18 protein-coding genes are annotated in these 18,086 nt (G+C 36.5%); all 18 read left to right on the forward strand.

Annotation, left to right across the window (positions count from 1 at the left end):
- Positions 1–495: 495 nt before the first annotated feature.
- On the forward strand, positions 496–981 hold the full coding sequence (rfaH, locus tag HUS61_RS19145) for a transcription/translation regulatory transformer protein RfaH (RefSeq protein ID WP_058583906.1): 486 nt from the start codon (positions 496–498) through the stop codon (positions 979–981).
- Positions 982–1,547: 566 nt separating this feature from the next.
- On the forward strand, positions 1,548–2,666 hold the full coding sequence (locus HUS61_RS19150; RefSeq protein WP_175083416.1) for a polysaccharide export protein: 1,119 nt from the start codon (positions 1,548–1,550) through the stop codon (positions 2,664–2,666).
- 9 nt (positions 2,667–2,675) lie between these two features.
- On the forward strand, positions 2,676–3,110 hold the full coding sequence (locus HUS61_RS19155) for a low molecular weight protein-tyrosine-phosphatase (RefSeq protein WP_175083417.1): 435 nt from the start codon (positions 2,676–2,678) through the stop codon (positions 3,108–3,110).
- Between the two features lie 14 nt (positions 3,111–3,124).
- Positions 3,125–5,380 carry a polysaccharide biosynthesis tyrosine autokinase gene (locus HUS61_RS19160; protein ID WP_175083418.1) on the forward strand — a complete coding sequence of 752 codons (2,256 nt, stop codon included), beginning with the start codon at positions 3,125–3,127 and terminating at the stop codon, positions 5,378–5,380.
- Between the two features lie 340 nt (positions 5,381–5,720).
- Complete coding sequence (locus HUS61_RS19165; protein WP_371319683.1) at positions 5,721–6,686, forward strand: exopolysaccharide biosynthesis polyprenyl glycosylphosphotransferase; 966 nt, start codon at positions 5,721–5,723, stop codon at positions 6,684–6,686.
- Between the two features lies 1 nt (position 6,687).
- A complete protein-coding gene (locus tag HUS61_RS19170) occupies positions 6,688–7,434 on the forward strand; it encodes a glycosyltransferase family 2 protein (protein WP_175083420.1) in 747 nt (248 codons plus the stop codon).
- The gene (gene rfbB, locus HUS61_RS19175; protein WP_175083421.1) at positions 7,431–8,528 is read left to right on the forward strand and encodes a dTDP-glucose 4,6-dehydratase; all 1,098 of its coding nucleotides are present in this window, start codon (positions 7,431–7,433) and stop codon (positions 8,526–8,528) included. Before HUS61_RS19170 ends, rfbB begins: the two co-directional genes overlap by 4 nt.
- A 1-nt stretch (position 8,529) precedes the next feature.
- Positions 8,530–9,405, forward strand: a complete 876-nt coding sequence (gene rfbA / locus HUS61_RS19180; RefSeq protein ID WP_175083422.1) for a glucose-1-phosphate thymidylyltransferase RfbA — start codon at positions 8,530–8,532, stop codon at positions 9,403–9,405.
- Positions 9,406–9,407: 2 nt separating this feature from the next.
- Positions 9,408–9,809, forward strand: a complete 402-nt coding sequence (locus HUS61_RS19185) for an FdtA/QdtA family cupin domain-containing protein (RefSeq protein WP_175083423.1) — start codon at positions 9,408–9,410, stop codon at positions 9,807–9,809.
- Complete coding sequence (locus HUS61_RS19190; RefSeq protein ID WP_175083424.1) at positions 9,806–10,255, forward strand: acyltransferase; 450 nt, start codon at positions 9,806–9,808, stop codon at positions 10,253–10,255. The genes HUS61_RS19185 and HUS61_RS19190 overlap by 4 nt, the downstream gene beginning before the upstream one ends.
- Positions 10,252–11,352: a DegT/DnrJ/EryC1/StrS aminotransferase family protein gene (locus HUS61_RS19195; protein WP_175083425.1), complete on the forward strand. Its 1,101-nt coding sequence runs from the start codon at positions 10,252–10,254 to the stop codon at positions 11,350–11,352. Before HUS61_RS19190 ends, HUS61_RS19195 begins: the two co-directional genes overlap by 4 nt.
- Positions 11,349–12,617, forward strand: a complete 1,269-nt coding sequence (locus HUS61_RS19200; protein WP_175083426.1) for an O-antigen translocase — start codon at positions 11,349–11,351, stop codon at positions 12,615–12,617. Before HUS61_RS19195 ends, HUS61_RS19200 begins: the two co-directional genes overlap by 4 nt.
- Positions 12,607–13,419, forward strand: coding sequence for a glycosyltransferase (locus HUS61_RS19205; RefSeq protein ID WP_175083427.1), 813 nt, complete (start codon positions 12,607–12,609; stop codon positions 13,417–13,419). The genes HUS61_RS19200 and HUS61_RS19205 overlap by 11 nt, the downstream gene beginning before the upstream one ends.
- Positions 13,412–14,686: a hypothetical protein gene (locus HUS61_RS19210; RefSeq protein WP_175083428.1), complete on the forward strand. Its 1,275-nt coding sequence runs from the start codon at positions 13,412–13,414 to the stop codon at positions 14,684–14,686. Before HUS61_RS19205 ends, HUS61_RS19210 begins: the two co-directional genes overlap by 8 nt.
- 41 nt (positions 14,687–14,727) lie before the next feature.
- A complete protein-coding gene (locus HUS61_RS19215) occupies positions 14,728–15,513 on the forward strand; it encodes a glycosyltransferase (protein WP_175083429.1) in 786 nt (261 codons plus the stop codon).
- A gap of 23 nt (positions 15,514–15,536) precedes the next feature.
- A complete protein-coding gene (locus HUS61_RS19220; protein ID WP_175083430.1) occupies positions 15,537–16,712 on the forward strand; it encodes a nucleotide sugar dehydrogenase in 1,176 nt (391 codons plus the stop codon).
- A 275-nt stretch (positions 16,713–16,987) separates the two neighbouring features.
- Positions 16,988–17,896, forward strand: a complete 909-nt coding sequence (gene galU / locus HUS61_RS19225) for a UTP--glucose-1-phosphate uridylyltransferase GalU (protein ID WP_175083431.1) — start codon at positions 16,988–16,990, stop codon at positions 17,894–17,896.
- Between the two features lie 117 nt (positions 17,897–18,013).
- On the forward strand, positions 18,014–18,086 hold a 73-nt coding region (locus tag HUS61_RS19230; RefSeq protein ID WP_175083433.1), incomplete at its 3' end, for an NAD-dependent epimerase/dehydratase family protein.

The raw sequence follows: 18,086 nt of genomic DNA on the forward strand, positions 1-18,086 counted from the left end.
AAAATATGCTTGGTAATTTAGTTCACACGATTATTTATACGAATACTACTCGAAAAGACTCTATCGCAGAGTCAGTCCTAGCCAGAAGCCAAAGGTAGTGGGTATTCATGGTTTAATCATGAAAGCAAATTCAGACAACTTTAGAGCATCTGCTATTCAAGGCATTATGCAATGTATTAAAGCTAAGGATGTTGAATTAATATTTTTTGAATCTTAATTACATGAAGCAACTTTCTTCGGTTCTGAAGTTACTCATGATTTGGCTGAGTTAAAATCTTTGGCTTATGTAATTATAGCCAGCAGAATAGTTACCACACTCGACAACGTTGCTGAAGAAGTGTACACAAGAGGTTTGTTTGGTAGTGATTAGTTCTCACTAAGGGTAATAGCAATTTTGTAATAGACACGCTTAAATTCTCTGCGTATAATCGCTCGCTCATAAAAACCAATCCTTTAGGGTTGGTTTTAGGGAAAATGAGCATTTCAGGTGTGACTATGGAAAGTTGGTACTTACTTTTTTGTAAATCAAAACAAGAGCTAAGAGCTCAAACTAACCTTCAAAACCAAGGTTTTGAAGTATTCTTTCCCGAGCATAAAATTGAACGAATCGTAAAGGGTCGCCGTTCAATTCGTACGTCTCCTCTTTTCCCTAGTTATTTATTCATAAAGCTAGACTCGCAAAACTGTAACTTTTCTGCAGTAAAAAATACCCGTGGGGTAAGTGGCTTTGTTGCTTATGGTCATAAATTTCAAATCGTACCTGAGCAGTTAATTGCTCAACTCAAATCTATGAGTGATATGAGTGAGGTAACATCTTCGCTACCAAAAGCCGGTGATGTTGTTTATCTAAACACAGAGTCATTTAAAAATGTTCAAGCTATTTACCAAGAGTCAGATGGTGACATGCGTAGCATTTTGTTAGTTAATTTATTGAACAAACAAGTCACCGTAAGTGTAGATAACAAAGAAATCAGTTTATAAGTCGCGATTCAAAACGACATTAACGTGGGAACGGCTTTATAGCCGTGAATGGGGAAGAATATTCGGTGTTAAAACACCTCCTACGGTGTAAGCATTAAGCTTTTACACGTGAAAAACAAAAAATAATAATAAAATCAGAACGTAGGAACTGCAACCTAGGGGCGGAAGCGTGCCCGGAGGGCTAGACAAGCAAAGAGTTTTGCTTTCAAGATGGAGCGAGAGGAGCTCTGCGACGAACTGGAACGGAAGCGTGCCCGAAGTCCGTAGGAACGGCTTTAGCCGTGAATGGTTGAAAAATGTTCGGCATTAAAACACGTCCTAAGTGTATGTTCTTTTATTTATAACGCGATACCGCTTGCAAGCATACACAAGCAATGATTTCTAATTTTGAAGAACTTAGATGTTCTCATTAACTATTTTGCAAAAAACTGTCACAAGTGAGCGTTTACTAAACACTCAGTCTTGCGAACATCTAGATGCCATGCTTTAATTAGGCAGCAAAAAAATAAACAGTAATGGTTTTATTTAAACTGGACGTTTTAAAGAATATTATTTGGGAAATAACAATGGCGCTTAGCTGTAAAACAATTGTGACGTCATTTGCGTTACTAGCAATGACAGGCTGTACAATCATCCCCGGCAGCCATTTCGAAGGAATCGAGTCGGGTGAACAAATTGATAATGTAGAGAAGGAACTCGAAAAGGTTAATATTCAAATCATTGATTCCTCTTTAATCAATCAACAAAAGCAATCTCAAGTTAAAAACTTCACACCTTCCAGTTTAGATGGCATAGATACATCTAATTACCAGTACAAACTGGGCGTAGGTGATGTACTTACGATCGGTGTTTGGGATCACCCAGAATTAACCATTCCTGCAGCTGTACAGCGTACTGCTGAGTTCGATGGCTTTCGTGTTCAAGCAGATGGCACAATTACCTATGCATATGCACCTAATATTCAAGCTGCTGGTAAAACAGTACAACAAGTACATGCTGAGCTAGTAAAGCGCTTAAGCCGCGTAATTGAAGACCCGCAAATAGATATTAAAATAGTCGGTTTTAGAAGCCAAAAAGCCTATGTAACAGGTGAAGTAAATAAACCCGGTGTACTGCCAGTAACAGAAGTGCCACTCACATTAATCGATGCATTAAACCAAGCTGGCGGCCTAACCGAGAGTGCAGATTGGCGAACAGTTACTTTTACTCGCGGTGATAAAACCGAGGTTATTAAACTAGATGATTTTTATGCTAAAGGCGATATCTCGCAAAACCGTTTGTTACAGCATGGAGATATAGTGCACGTAAGCAGAAACGATATGCAAAAAGTGTTTGTACTTGGCGATGTAAAACGCGCTGGTACAGTGGGGGTTAATCGCTATGGTTTAAATTTAGCGCAAGCATTAAGTGATGCTGGTGGTTTAAATGAAAACACAGCAGATGCGAATGGTGTATTTGTTCTGCGAAAACGTAATTTAAACACAGACGGCGTAATTGCCGATGTATATCAACTGCATGCTAAAAATGTAGCAGCCCTAGTACTAGCAGAACAATTTGAGCTTGAACCGCACGATATTGTGTATGTAACTTCTGCACCACTTGCCCGTTGGAACCGCGTAATTAGCTTATTACTACCTTCGGTAAGTACAGTTGATTCACTCAACGACGTAGCAAACACAAACTAAGGGTTAAGTATGTTTGATTCTGTATTAGTAGTTTGTGCAGGTAATATATGCCGAAGCCCTACTGCCGAATATGTATTAAAAAGTAAACTACAAGGTAAAAACGTTGCTGTTTCGTCAGCTGGGTTGACCGCCCTTGAGGGCAAGCCTGCCGATGCGCAAGCGCAGCACATAGCCACAGCTCATAATATTGATATGAGCGAGCACCAAGGTAGGCAAATAACCCCAAATTTGGTGGCAAATAATAGTGTTATTTTAGTGATGGAGCAGCGCCATGTTAACGATTTGTGCGCACGCTACCCACAAGCTCGCGGTAAAACATTTTTACTAGGAAAATGGATTGGCGATAAAGAAATCCCTGATCCTTATCGCCAGAGTCAAGAAGCCTTTGAGCACGTTTACGCATTAATCGATAGCGCATGTAGCGCTTGGCAAAAGTATTTATAAGGAAAGGCTAGTACATGAATGCTCAGCCCACTGCTATTGCAGCAAATAATAAGCAAAATAGAACAACGCAAGACCAAACAGCGCAAGAAATCGATTTAATGGCGCTACTAGGTGCATTAATTGATCGTAAGTATTTTATTGCAACCGTCACCGCAGTTTTTATGGCTATTGGTGTGTTTTATGCGGTATTTGCAACACCTGTTTACCAAGCAACAGCTATGATTCAAGTTGAAGATGGCGGCGCATCGGTCCCTGGTTTTGACGATATGGCAGGTATGTTCGAAAGTACCTCTGCTGCAGTAACCGAAATAGAGCTACTTAAGTCGCGCTCTGTTATTGGCGAAGCTGTCGACACGTTAAAACTCGATATAGTGGCGCAGCCTAAGTTATTTCCAGTGATTGGTAATCGAGCGTTTCGTAAGTTTACACCTATGCAAGCTGGTGAAGTAGCAGAGCCAAGCTTTGGTGCATCAAGTTATGCATGGGGTGGCGAAAGTATTGATGTATTCAGGTTTGATGTGCCGAGCTCAGCGATTGGTGAAGGTTTTACACTGATCGCAGGTGAGGGTACAGGCAAAAATAAAAACTTTACTCTTATAAATGGTGAAGATGAAGTTGTATTAAAGGGGAAAGTGGGCGAAGAGCTTACTAATGGTAAATTTAGCTTAACGATACGTAGCTTAATTGCTCACCCAGATACTGAATTTACAATTGTACGTAAAGACCGTTTAAACACAGTTTTAGATTTACAAAAAGATATTGGTGCAGGTGAAAAAGGTAAAGACTCTGGTATTATTGATTTAAGTTTACAGAGCGAAAGTGCTGAACTTGCAGAAAAAGTACTTGATAAAGTAGCAGCAATCTATGTGCGCCGTAATGTAGAGCGTAATAGTGCAGAGGCGCAAAAGTCACTTGAATTTTTAGAAGTGCAATTACCCGAGGTTAAAAAGCAGCTTGAGTATGCTGAGCAGCGCTTTAACGACTACCAAATTAAACGCCAATCAATAGATATCACCTTAGAGACGCAAGGTGTACTTGAGCAAGTAGTGGAGCTCGAAACCAAACTACAAGAGCTAGAGTTAAAGCGCTTAGAGCTAAGCCGTAAATTTAAAGAGAGCCACCCAACCTACCAAGGTGTACTTGAACAAATTGAAGCGGTAGAAAAACAAAAACAAAACCTAGTTGGTGAGGTAGGTAACCTACCAGAAACTCAACAAGAGCTGTTACGCTTAAAACGCGACGTTGAAGTTAGCAACCAAATTTACACGCTACTTCTAAGTAAAACTCAAGAGCTTGATATTGTACGCGCTGGTACTGTAGGTAATGTACGCATAATTGACCACGCTGAGGTAAATACCTCAAAGCCAGTTAAACCTAAAAAAGCGCTCATTGTTGTAATGGCAACTATGCTAGGTGGCATGCTAGCAGTAGCCATAGTGCTAATTCAAAAAGCAATCCATAAAGGGGTAGAAGACCCTAACGAGATAGAAGCCCTTGGCTTACCAGTATACGCAAGCGTACCTTATTCTGATTATCAAGATAAATTAACCGGCTTTAGTCGTGCCCGTAAGGGTAAAGATAAACCTAAATCGATTCTAGCAGTCGATAACCCCGCTGATTTATCGATAGAGGCGCTACGTAGCTTACGTACAAGCCTGCACTTTGCGATGATGGAGGCAAAAAACAACATTATTGCAATCTCTGGCCCAAGCCCAGGTGTTGGTAAGTCGTTTATATCGGTTAACTTGGCAACAGTGCTAGCACAAAGCGGCAAAAAAGTACTTATCATCGATGCCGATATGCGTAAAGGTTACTTGCAAACTCAGTTTGGTATGAAGTGGGACGATGGCTTAAGTGATTTATTATCGGGCAGGCTTAACCTTGAGCAAGTAACTAAAACATCACAAGTGAAAGACTTAGATGTTATCACCCGTGGTCAAATACCACCAAACCCATCTGAGCTGCTAATGCACAGTAACTTTACTAAGTTGGTAGAGCAAGTTAAAGAAAAATACGACATTGTAATAATAGATACACCACCAATTTTAGCAGTAACAGACCCTGCAATTGTGAGTGCCCACACTGGTACTACCTTACTGGTAGCACGTTTTGGTCAAAACCATGCCCGTGAAGTAGAGCTTACCCGTAACCGCTTTGAACAAAATGGCATTGATGTAAAAGGTGTGGTATTTAACGGTGTATTACGTAAAGCGAGTAATGCCTATGGCTACTATGGGTATTACAATTACGAGTACAAATCGGGCAATTAATTACTGGCTTTGCTTGTAGGAGCAAAGTTTATTGTGAGGTTTAAAAAGATCCCATTATTTTTAAGACTATCAGTTGGATAATCCATTAACACAAAAGTGGCTGATATTAGTGATGATAAACAAAGTAGAAGTTATGCTTCTTTCAAATGTATTTTCTTGGTTGTTTTCTGTTTAATACTAAGGTAGCAGAACTTGGAGATATTGAATTTTTTATTGTTACAAATGTAATAAAATTAGAGTAAAATACATACTTAAGTATTGAGAAGTGTTTATACAAAATTACAAAATGGAGTGGGCAATGAGCCTAAAAGTAATTTCACTTAATGATGATCAAAATAACATGGATGATTCTTTTGACTTAGGATCATTTCAATTGAAAGAGCATTTTAAATCAAAAAAAGAAGTGCTATCGCAGGATAGAATTTATGTATATTGCCCACCTGAACTTGCAAACAGCATAGGCATTATTGTTGAAGATTATTCATTTGATATAGTAGTCAACGATTACACTGTAACTGATTTTACAAAAAAAGTGATATGTCACTATCAAAGCAGTGATTTAACTAAAGCACAGCGTAAATTTTTAGTAAAAGCTACAGAATATGGTGCTTGGGTTGAGCCTTTGGTCAGCTATTTAGATGATAGGTTAGGTTATACAGAAGTGCGATTGCTCCATAGTAGTTATTTCTTACACCAAAAAGCTTTTTCAATACTGTCCCACAAAAAAACACAAGTAACTAAGCGCTTCGTAGATATAGTAAGCGCGGTATTATTGCTGATAGTCACTTTGCCATTTTCCATGCTTACGATGTTATTAATTAAGCTTGAAAGCCCTGGGCCTATTTTATTTAAGCAAAAAAGAACAGGTCAGTATAATATCGAGTTTGAAGTATTTAAATTCCGCTCTATGCGCAATGATGCTGAAAAAAATGGGGCTCAATGGGCTTCAAAAAATGACGCGCGAGTTACAAGGGTCGGTAAATTTATTAGAAAAACTCGAATCGATGAAATACCACAGTTAATAAACGTCATAAAAGGTGAAATGTCAATTATTGGCCCTCGACCTGAGCGAGAGGTATTTATTGAGGACTTAGAACAAGAGATACCATATTACCGTTTTAGACATGCAGTAAAACCTGGGGTGACAGGCTTAGCTCAAGTTAAATACCCTTATGGCGCGTCAGTTGAAGATGCTGTTTGGAAACATAAGTATGACATTCATTATATTAAACATCATACGTTGTATTTAGATATAAAAATACTTTTGTTGACTGTTAAAACGGTACTATTTGGAATGGGTCGTTAATATGAATGAGCCTTTAGTTTCCATTATTATGCCTGCGTATAATTCAGAAAAGTATATTTCTGAAAGTATCGAGTCAGTTATACTGCAAACTTTTAAAAACTGGGAGTTATTAATTACAGACGATAGATCATCTGACAATACTCAAAATGTTGTTGAACAATATTGTGCAAAGGATAGTCGCATTAAGTTATATGTAAATAAAGAAAACGGTGGGGCGGGAGCTGCAAGAAACAACTCGATTACGCATGCGAAAGGGCGCTACATTGCTTTTTTAGATTCTGATGATCTTTGGCACCCAGCAAAGCTTGAGAAGCAAATTACGTTTATGCTCGAGCACAACTACGGCCTAACTTATACTTCGTATCAAAAGTTTACTGGGAACTCTTATTTAGGGGTAGTAACTCCACCTTTAAGTACAAACTATAGTAAATTACTCAGTAGTAATGTGATTGGTTGTTTAACGGCTATTTACGATACTGAAATTGTTGGAAAGCAATTTATGCCGCTCATACGTAAAAGGCAAGATATGGGGCTATGGTTGAAGGTTTTAAAGATAACACCTAAAGCTTATTGTATTCGTGAAACACTTGCTTATTATCGTATAGATTCAGGCATGACTCAGAATAAGTTTTCAGTACTTAAGTGGCAATGGCGTTTCTATCGAGAGGTGGTAAAGCTTAACTTATTAAAAGCATGTTATCATTTTAGTATTTACTCAATTAAAGGTTTTATAAAACATTCTGTATGAAAATACTTGTAACTGGTGGGGCCGGATTTATAGGCTCGGCGCTAATACGTCATATAATAAACAATACAAAAGATAGTGTTTTAAATGTTGATAAATTGACATATGCAGGTAATCTTGAGTCACTTAAATCGATTGAGCAGAGTGAACGATACAGTTTTGCAAAAGTTGATATATGTGATGCACAAGCATTAGAAGAGGTTTTATTTAAGTTTAAGCCTGATGCTGTTATGCACTTAGCAGCAGAAAGTCATGTTGATCGTTCTATCACAGGTCCAAGTGACTTTATTCAAACGAATATTCTAGGTACTTATACCTTGCTGGAAGTTGCAAGGGAATATTGGAATGATCTCGAGGCAAATAAAAAGTCTGCATTTAGGTTTCATCATATTTCTACAGATGAAGTATATGGTGATTTACCACATCCAAATGAAGTTAAAGACTACAAACAAGAGCTACCATTATTTACCGAACAAACACCTTACGCACCAAGTAGTCCTTATTCTGCAAGTAAGGCATCAAGCGATCATTTGGTTCGAGCCTGGCAACGCACATATGGTTTACCAACGATACTCACTAATTGCTCTAATAACTATGGGCCATATCATTTTCCAGAGAAACTAATTCCGCTTGTTATTTTAAATGCGCTTGATGGTAAAGATTTGCCTATTTATGGTAGAGGTGATCAAATTCGTGATTGGTTATATGTAGAAGACCATGCCAGAGCGTTGTATAAAGTAGTGACAGAAGGCGAAGTAGGTGAGACATATAACATAGGCGGTCATAACGAAAAACAAAATATTGAAGTTGTTCAGGCAATTTGCAGCATTTTAGATGAGTTAGTGCCTAAAGTTACTAAATATGCAGAGCAAATTAAATTTGTGAATGACCGACCAGGGCATGACCGCCGGTATGCAATAGACTCTTCAAAAATGAATAAAGACCTCAACTGGACACCTATTGAGACTTTTGAGACAGGTTTACGTAAAACAGTTCAATGGTATTTAGATAACGTACACTGGTCTCAAAATGTACAAGATGGTACATACCAGCGCGAACGTCTTGGCGAAATAAACAAAGTAACTCAAGGTAAATAAAATGAAGGGAATTATACTCGCTGGCGGCTCGGGAACTCGCCTGTACCCTATCACTATGGGTGTATCAAAGCAGTTATTACCTATTTACGATAAACCAATGATTTATTATCCGCTATCAGTTTTAATGTTAGCGGGTATTCGTGAAATACTAATTATTACAACTCCTGAAGACAGCGATTCTTTTAAACGTTTACTGGGTGATGGTTCGCAGTTTGGTATTGAGCTAAGTTACACTGTACAGCCTCGCCCTGATGGGCTAGCGCAAGCTTTTATATTAGGTGAAGAGTTCATTGGTAATGACGATGCATGCCTTGTATTAGGTGATAACATTTTTTACGGTCAAGGCTTTACTCCAAAATTAAAGCATGCAGTACAAAATGCAAAAGAAGGTCAAGGTGCAACTGTATTCGGTTATCAAGTAAAAGACCCTGAACGTTTTGGCGTAGTTGAATTTGATGAAAATCAAAAAGCTATTTCGATTGAAGAAAAACCCAACAATCCAAAGTCAAACCTTGCTGTAACAGGACTTTATTTTTACGACAATTCAGTTGTTAAATTGGCAAAAGAAGTTGAACCTTCACATCGTGGTGAATTAGAGATTACCTGCCTTAACGAAATGTATTTAAAGCAGAATAAGCTTAATGTGGAAATTCTTGGTCGTGGTTTTGCTTGGTTAGACACCGGGACTCACGAAAGTTTACTTGAAGCAGCTCAGTTTGTTGAAACGCTTGAAAAGCGTCAGGGTTATAAAGTTGCTTGTTTAGAAGAAATTGCCTTTAATAATGGTTGGTTGTCAAAGCAAGAAATTACAAACTTAGCTAAACCTTTAGCAAAAAATGGTTATGGAAGGTACTTGTTAGAGATTTTTAAGGATTAAGGATGAGTTTAGTAAAACTATTAAGCTTTAAATCGTTAGGCGATGAGCGAGGAAACTTAATATCCCTTGAGCAAAATAAGAATGTACCATTTGAGATAAAAAGAGTTTATTACTTATTTAATACAGACAAAGATGTAACTCGGGGGTTTCACGCCCATAAAGCATTACAACAAGTAGCTATTTGTGTAAAAGGTAGTTGCTTGTTTACTTTAGATGATGGTACTAAACGCGAAAAAGTTAAGTTAGATGACCCGACTGTTGGGTTGTATATTGGTAATAACCTGTGGCGAGAGATGTCAGAATTTACTTATGACTGCGTATTAATGGTAATTGCTAGTGAACTCTATGATGAGAGTGATTATATCCGTGATTATGATCAGTTTTTAAAGGAAGTAAGCTTATGATTCACTCGATGAGTGATGTTCAATCTAAGGACGTTGGGGAAGGTACAAACATTTGGCAGTTTTGTGTTGTATTGCCCAATGCAAAAGTAGGTAATGAATGTAATATCTGTTCACACTGTTTAATTGAAAATGATGTAATTATAGGTCACAGGGTAACCGTGAAAAGTGGCGTTCAACTATGGGATGGTGTGACTATAGAGGATGATGTATTCATTGGCCCAAATGTGACCTTCACAAATGATATACGACCTAGATCAAAGCATTATCCAGATAAGTTTTTGAATACTGTAGTTTGTAAAGGTGCGTCTATCGGCGCAAATGCAACTATTTTACCTGGTATCAAGATTGGTGAGTACGCGATGGTAGGTGCAGGTTCTGTTGTTACTAAAGATGTCCGAGCAAATACTATAGTAGTAGGGAACCCTGCAAAAGAGATAAGTAAATGATCCCATTTTTAGATTTAAAGAAAGTAAATACACAATACCAACAGGAGCTTAAAGATGCTTGCTCACGCGTTATTGATTCTGGTTGGTATTTAAATGGTAATGAATTAAACGCATTTGAAAGTGAGTTTTCACAATACTGCCAAACAAACTATTGTGCGGGGGTTGCTAATGGTTTAGACGCACTTTCTCTAACTTTACGAGCTTGGAAGGAGCTCGGACAACTTAGCGATGGTGACGAGGTAATTGTTCAAGCCAACACTTATATAGCTTCAATACTTGCTATTACTGAGAATAACTTAGTGCCTGTTCTTGTAGAGCCCGATGAAAAAACATTTAATTTAGATGCAAGTAATATTGAAAAAGCTATTACTTCTAAAACAAAGGTTATATTACCTGTTCATTTGTACGGGCAAATATCACCAATGAAAGAAATCCTAGAAATTTCTAAAAAGCACAAACTACTAGTACTTGAAGATTGCGCACAGGCTCATGGCGCGGAGCTTGATAGTAAAAAGGCCGGAAGTTGGGGGGATGCAGCTGCATTTAGTTTTTATCCTGGTAAAAATTTAGGCGCTCTAGGTGATGCAGGAGCTGTTATTACAAATGACAATGAATTATTTAAAACTATTAAAGCTCTTGGTAATTACGGAACGTCAGAAAGGTATGTACATCAGTTTAAAGGTGTAAATAGTAGAATGGATGAAATCCAAGCGGCTATGTTACGTGTAAAATTAAAGCACCTTAACAGTGAAATTAAAGCACGCCAAAAGGTGGCAAAAAGTTACTTGGAAGGAATAAATAATTCGTTAATTGGGCTACCACAAGTTGGTGATTTAAAAAACCATGTTTGGCACTTATTTGTCATAAAAATTAAGAATAGAGAAAAGTTAGTTAATTTTTTAGCAAAAAATGGAATACAAACGCTTGTTCATTATCCTACACCTCCACATAAGCAGGAAGCTTATGAAGAATATAATAACATGCAGCTACCTGTAACTGAAAGAATTCATGAGCAGGTGTTAAGTTTGCCAATAAGTCCTGTACTAACTGATAAAGATCTAGCTTATATTATTGATACGGTTAATTCTTTCAAATGAATCTAGCTAGAACCTCTTTATTGAGTCTTGCATCAACATTAGTGAAACTTTTGAGTGCCTTGGTAATTAACAAGGCACTAGCTTTATTTGTTGGTCCGGCAGGTGTAGCAACTGTAGGCCAATTTCAGAATTTTTTTCAGTCTGTAATGTCACTATCGCAGTGCGGTATTGTACCCGGTGTTACAAAGTATACTGCTGAGTTTAAGAGTCAACCGGCTGTTCTATATGAGCTCTTTTCTACATCGTTAAAAATTACTTTGTCAGTTACACTCATTATTAGTGTGGTTATTTTTTCTATATCAGAGTATTTATCTTCTAGCCTTCTTGGTAAAAAGGAATTAAGCTATATATTCAAAATATTGAGCGTTAGTCTTTTCTTATACGTGTTAAATAGTCTTGCTTTAGCTGTTTTAAATGGGCTTAAAGAAATAAAAAAGTATATAGCAATTAATATAAGTCAAAGTTTAATCGGCTTGTTTTTGAGTTTGATTCTTATATATAATTACTCACTCGACGGAGTGCTGCTAGCTATAGTTCTCAATCAATCTATAGTGTTTTTATTCTTAATATTTAAATTGAGAAACCATTTTGTTGCAAGATTTTGTTTTTTTACAGCTAAATTCAATAAAGAACATGCAATTAATTTGTCCAAATTCTCTATAATGACATTGACTTCCGCCTTGTGTATGCCAATAGCTTTGATGTTAATTCGAAGCGAGATTACTTTAAAATTTGGAGAGGATTTTGCTGGGTATTGGCAAGGTGTATGGTATATTTCTTCGATGTATCTATTTTCTGCAACTACGGTGCTTTCAACATATTTCTTACCACGCTATTCTGAGATTAATTGTAGAGAAGAGTTAAAGAAAGAGTTGTTTAATGCATATAAATTTATTACTCCAATACTATTAGCGGTAACGCTGCTTATTTACTTTATGAGGGAAAGTTTAGTCGAGTTACTTTTTTCAAGTGACTTCTCACCTATGGTAGAACTTTTCTTTTGGCAGCTTGTTGGTGATTTTATAAAAATATGTTCTTGGTTACTCTCATTTTTACTATTATCTAAATCAATAGTGAAGGTATTTGTTTTTCTAGAAATATTTACAACAATCACATTTGTTTTCTTAGTCAAATTGTGTACAAATATTATGGGTATTGAAGGGGTTGTATTTGCTTATTCATTGAATTATTTTATATATTTTCTTACTTTACTTTTAACTGTAAGGCACTTCTTTTTTAATCGAAGAGGTAATAATGTCTTGTAAAATATCTGTTATTATACCATATTATCAGCATGCTGATTTTATAATTTCTACAATAGATTCTGTATTGTGTCAAACCTTTAGCTCTTTTGAATTGATAGTGATAAATGATGGTTCACCTTGTGGTATGCACCAATTGCTTGAAAACTACAGTTTAGAAAGAGGGTTTAAATATATTTACCAAAAAAATTCTGGGGTATCTGCAGCAATAAACCGTGGGATACTTGAGTCAAAAGGTAAGTATATAGCTATTATTGGCTCTGATGACTTAATGTACTCGGATAGATTGGAAAAGCAATTCAATATTATGGAGAGCTTGAAAATTGATGCCTGCGCAACATATGTGCAAAGGATTGATAGTAAAGGGCGTTTTCTTGATCAAAATAATCCAGCTCCACAAGCTTTTGTTGATTTTGGATATTTTTTTAGTACCTGTTTCTATTTTCCTGCACCAAGTGTAATGTATAGGAAAAAATCATTAATTAACATAGGATGTTTCGACGAAAATAAATCAATTGAAGATTGGGGAGCTTGGCTTAAATTATCACAGTCGGGGTGTGTAATGTACTTACTTGGGGAGGTCTTAACTAAATACAGGATACATAACAGCACTACTTCAAACTATGTTAAAATGTATAGCGGGATAGTTGATATACTTGTGGACTACAGGCAGTTTAAAGTTAGGGCGTTATATTTATTAACTTTTAACTTCTTAAGGTATTACTTAAAAAGTTTTGGAAATGGTTGTATGAATAAAATTTTAAGGATTTATTTCAGTGGTTTAAGAAGAGTTTTAAATGGCTGATGTAGCTCTGTTTTTAACGCCTTTGCTATTTCTTCTGGTGTTTTATCTTGTAAAAAGTACTATAAGTGACGGTTTTTTATTTTCTGCTCCATTAATATTTTATCAGCTAATATTTTCCACTTTTATAGGTGTGCTTTTAGTGTATTTATCTTTTTTAGAGCCCATTAGATTGGAGTCTATTAGTGATGATACTAAAGAGACTGTTTTTGTTTTTGTTTTTTACTCAGTGATGATTATTTTAATAGGGTATTGCTTATTTATAAAGTTCTTTAGCATTAACTCAGCACTTTTAAGGTATGATATAAATGTGGATGAAATTAAATCTTTGATAAGGGTGGGGATCTTTTTTATTGGTTTTTACACTCTTTTTAAGTTTGTTCTAAATTATTCTGTTTCACCTTTGGTGTCATTAATAAAAGGTGATTTCGTTAATGCTGCGTTACTACGCGCTGCTATTCAAAAAAGAGAACTTTCTGTTGATTTAGCTTACATTGGAAAGATAGCGTATTTATTCTGCTTTTATTTACCAATTGCATCCCTATATACTTATTTGGGAACTAAAAATAAAGTTTTTATAAAATACTTCATTATTTCATTAATTATTTCAGTGCCAAATTTGATGTTTGATATACAAAAAGCACCTATGCTTATTCTGGTTATGGGATTTTTTTTCGCTTACATTCAGTTTTATAGAGCTTCAGTTTCAATGATATTTAAACTCTCATTGTTAATGCTTTTTCTTATCTTATTTTATGGTTTTTTTATGGGGAAAGAGGGGGGGCTTAACGAGGTTGTCATTAGTATTATGGATAGGTTGTTGGTTGGGCAAAACCAAGGGATGTATTATTTCTACCAGTACTATCCACCAAGTCTACAGGGGGTTTTTTCAGATTTGCCATTTTCTGAACTTCTTGGTGTTAGGGAGCCTAAACCAGATGAATTAATACTTCCTTACATCTATAAAGATCTTACAAACTTAGTGAATTCAAATACTTTTTTTATTGGGGAAGCATGGGCCTTTTTTTCTTGGGAAGGTGTGTTTATTGTTCCTTGGATTGTTGTACTAATACTATCGTTTTACTTATATTTCTTTAGGTTTCTCATTATAAAGAATCACTATATTTGGTGGCCAGCTTCATTGGTTTTTTTTGCTACTATTCCAATAAATCAATCTTTACAGTTTATTTTGTATCAAAAGTATTTTTTCTATTTTTTGTTCTTTCTAATTATTCCTATTATATTTATTAAAAAAGGTAAGTTGAGTTAATTATGGTGTATATATGCGTATCTACAACCTATGATAGGTTAATGACTTTAAGCCCTTTTATAAATATAGATAATAATGAGCATGTATCTTACATAGTCTCGTGTCAAGGGAACAGAGTAATTCCAACAGATGAATATAGAAAAAAGACTTTGGAGATTTTTGGTAATAATGTTTTAATTTCTTTTATCGATGGCTTTGGCCTATCAATCAATAGGAATAATGCTATTTTTCAAGCACTCAAAATTGCCGATAATAAAGATTATATATATATTTGTGATGATGATGTTGAGATTAACTTTCGAGGACTTAAAAAGCTTACCTCTCTAATGGAAGATAAAAATTTAGAATTTGCTGTAGGAAAGGTCGAAACTTTTGATGGTGAGGAGTTTAAGTGTTATAAAAATGATAGTTTCAATATATCATCACTGTCATGTGGCAAAATAAGTAGTATAGAGATTATTGTATCTGTTGAATTTTTATCAGAAAATTCGATTCGGTTTAATGAAATGTTTGGATTAGGTGCTAGGTACCCTTCAGGTGAAGAGTTTATTTTTTGTAACGATTTACTCAAAGCAGGTGGAAGAGGTTTCTTTTTCCCTATTGTAGTTTGCAAGCACCCTCCAGTTTCAAGCGGCACTGATTTTTTTACTACAAAATCTAGAGTACAAGCTAAAGGTGCTATGTTATCTGCTGTTTATGGTACCCCTTGTGGGTTCTTCCTCGCTCTTTTGTTTAGTTTGAAAAAGTTTCCTAAGTACATGAACTCAATATCTTTTTTTTCATTCACGAAAGAGATTTTAAAAGCAGCTCTAAATTACAAAATTTAACGTAGTTTTTTAGGTATTATTGTATGAAAACATTTCGGATATGTGTTGTGGGTACTGGTTATGTTGGTTTATCTAACGCAATGCTTTTAGCGCAGCATAACAAGGTCGTTGCTTTGGATATTGATGAGCAAAAGGTTGCTCTATTACAAAGTAAACAATCGCCAATCGTTGATACGGAAATTAGCGATTTTTTACAAAATAAGCCACTTAATTTTACTGCTACAACTAATAAAGAGTCTGCGCTTTTGAATGCAGAGTTTGTAGTTATTGCCACCCCAACTGATTATGACCCAGAAACCAACTATTTTAATACTCGCTCGGTAGAGTCGGTAATTTCTGATGTGTTAGCAATAAACCCAACCGCAACTATGATTATTAAATCGACAGTGCCTGTGGGTTATACCAAGGCGGTTAAAGAACAGTTTGGCACTGATAATGTTATTTTTTCGCCTGAGTTTTTACGTGAAGGTAAAGCGCTATACGATAACTTACACCCATCACGCATTATTGTGGGTGAACAAAGTGAGCGCGCAAAAGTTTTTGCAAATTTATTGGCAGAAGGCGCTGTAAAAACCGATATCGAAGTATTATTTACTGACTCAACCGAAGCTGAGGCGATTAAGTTATTTTCGAACACTTACCTTGCAATGCGTGTAGCTTATTTTAACGAGCTAGACAGCTACGCTGAAAGCCATGGTTTAGATGCAAAACAGATTATTGAAGGTGTAGGCCTAGACCCACGTATTGGTAAACATTATAACAACCCATCGTTTGGCTATGGTGGTTACTGTTTACCAAAAGATACCAAGCAGCTTTTGGCTAACTACCAAAATGTACCGAACAATATGATCCGCGCGATTGTTGATGCCAATACAACCCGTAAAGATTTTATTGCTAAATCGATAATTAAACGCAACCCTAAAGTGGTGGGGATTTACCGTTTAGTGATGAAGTCAGGCTCTGATAATTTTAGGGCGTCGGCTATTCAAGGCATTATGAAACGCATTAAGGCTAAAGGTATTGAGGTGGTAGTTTACGAACCAACCTTTGAAGGCGAAGCGTTCTTTAATTCGCGTGTGATCAAAAACCTTGATGAGCTTAAAACTATCTCTGATGTAATTGTATCGAACCGGATGGCCGAAGAGCTGCAAGATGTAGCAGATAAGGTTTATACCCGCGATTTGTTTGGTAGTGATTAAGCTAAACTAGCTTTAAGTGGTAAGCCGAGTGTGCATATTCGCCGCTGAGGTGATAGATGGCACCGTAGGCGTGAAATTTATTTCGCGCGATAGTATTTGCACTAAGAGAAGTGAATGAGAAATAAAAGAGAAAGCCAGAATAAACTTTGGTTTGATTTACTCTTTTTAATTATTGGTTTTAACGAAAATATATGAAAAACCATTCAGCTTGTATCTACTTTGGTACTGTTAGTTTGATGTTATTGTAGATTAAATTATTAAATAAGGGACTAGTTATGAAAGCTGTTATTCCTGTTGCGGGCCTTGGTACTCGCATGTTACCGATGACAAAGGCAATTCCTAAAGAAATGCTGCCTTTAGTTGATAAACCGCTTATTCAATACATAGTAAACGAGTGTGTAGCGGCAGGTGTTAAAGAGATTGTATTAGTTACCCATAGCTCTAAAAATGCCATAGAAAACCACTTTGATACCAGCTTTGAGCTTGAAGCAACCCTCGAAAAACGTGTAAAACGTACTCTGCTTGAAGAAGTACGCTCTATCTGTCCACCCGATGTAACCATTATGCACGTACGCCAAGGCGAGGCTAAAGGATTAGGCCATGCTGTTTTGTGTGCAAAACCAATCGTGGGTGATGACGACTTTGTTGTTGTATTGCCCGATGTAATTTTAGATAGCTACACTGCAGATCAAAAAACCGAAAACATTGCTGCTATGATCAAGCGTTTTAATGAAGTTAAAGCAAGCCAAATCATGCTAGAGCCAGTCCCAGAAGAGAATGTACATAAATATGGTATTGCTGATATCGGCGGCGTTAAAATTAAAGCGGGCGAAAGTGCACCAATTAAAACTATGGTCGAAAAGCCAAAAGCTGAAGAAGCACCATCTAACCTTGCAGTTGTAGGTCGTTATGTGTTATCTAAAGCGATTTGGCCATTACTTGCTAAAACACCAGCGGGTGCAGGCGGCGAAATTCAGCTTACTGATGCTATCGATGAGCTAATGAAGCACGAAATTGTTGAAGCATTCCACATGAGCGGCCGTGCCCACGACTGTGGCGATAAACTAGGCTATTTAAAAGCGATAGTTGAATACAGCATGGGTGACGAAAACTTGGGTGAAGAATTTACTGATTTCGTAACGCAAATGGTTATCCCTTCTGAAAGACACTTGAAGGCAGTCTAATTTAATTAGGTTATTGAACCGTATAGATTAAAAATTAATTAAGGTCTAGAGAATACTAATTTTCTGGCCCTTTTTTGCTGCGTGCGTATAAGAAAATATTACAAAGATGGAAGTTTTATGACCATTTTAGTCACCGGCGGAGCCGGATACATCGGTTCTCACACCGTATTAGAGTTATTACAACAAGGTA

It is taken from the genome of Pseudoalteromonas sp. 0802, from assembly GCF_013350085.1.
Classification (GTDB): Bacteria; Pseudomonadota; Gammaproteobacteria; order Enterobacterales; family Alteromonadaceae; genus Pseudoalteromonas.

Excerpts from the sequence above, each read along its gene's own strand:
- HUS61_RS19190 (WP_175083424.1), top strand. The coding sequence starts at position 9,806 with ATGATTCACTCGATGAGTGATGTTCAATCTAAGGACGTTGGGGAAGGT.
- HUS61_RS19195 (WP_175083425.1), top strand. The coding sequence starts at position 10,252 with ATGATCCCATTTTTAGATTTAAAGAAAGTAAATACACAATACCAACAG.
- HUS61_RS19160 (WP_175083418.1), top strand. The coding sequence starts at position 3,125 with ATGAATGCTCAGCCCACTGCTATTGCAGCAAATAATAAGCAAAATAGA.
- HUS61_RS19150 (WP_175083416.1), top strand. The coding sequence starts at position 1,548 with ATGGCGCTTAGCTGTAAAACAATTGTGACGTCATTTGCGTTACTAGCA.
- HUS61_RS19210 (WP_175083428.1), top strand. The coding sequence starts at position 13,412 with ATGGCTGATGTAGCTCTGTTTTTAACGCCTTTGCTATTTCTTCTGGTG.
- HUS61_RS19170 (WP_175083420.1), top strand. The coding sequence starts at position 6,688 with ATGAATGAGCCTTTAGTTTCCATTATTATGCCTGCGTATAATTCAGAA.
- HUS61_RS19220 (WP_175083430.1), top strand. The coding sequence starts at position 15,537 with ATGAAAACATTTCGGATATGTGTTGTGGGTACTGGTTATGTTGGTTTA.
- HUS61_RS19215 (WP_175083429.1), top strand. The coding sequence starts at position 14,728 with ATGACTTTAAGCCCTTTTATAAATATAGATAATAATGAGCATGTATCT.
- HUS61_RS19205 (WP_175083427.1), top strand. The coding sequence starts at position 12,607 with ATGTCTTGTAAAATATCTGTTATTATACCATATTATCAGCATGCTGAT.
- rfbA (WP_175083422.1), top strand. The coding sequence starts at position 8,530 with ATGAAGGGAATTATACTCGCTGGCGGCTCGGGAACTCGCCTGTACCCT.
- HUS61_RS19200 (WP_175083426.1), top strand. The coding sequence starts at position 11,349 with ATGAATCTAGCTAGAACCTCTTTATTGAGTCTTGCATCAACATTAGTG.
- rfbB (WP_175083421.1), top strand. The coding sequence starts at position 7,431 with ATGAAAATACTTGTAACTGGTGGGGCCGGATTTATAGGCTCGGCGCTA.
- galU (WP_175083431.1), top strand. The coding sequence starts at position 16,988 with ATGAAAGCTGTTATTCCTGTTGCGGGCCTTGGTACTCGCATGTTACCG.
- HUS61_RS19155 (WP_175083417.1), top strand. The coding sequence starts at position 2,676 with ATGTTTGATTCTGTATTAGTAGTTTGTGCAGGTAATATATGCCGAAGC.
- HUS61_RS19185 (WP_175083423.1), top strand. The coding sequence starts at position 9,408 with ATGAGTTTAGTAAAACTATTAAGCTTTAAATCGTTAGGCGATGAGCGA.
- HUS61_RS19165 (WP_371319683.1), top strand. The coding sequence starts at position 5,721 with ATGGATGATTCTTTTGACTTAGGATCATTTCAATTGAAAGAGCATTTT.
- rfaH (WP_058583906.1), top strand. The coding sequence starts at position 496 with ATGGAAAGTTGGTACTTACTTTTTTGTAAATCAAAACAAGAGCTAAGA.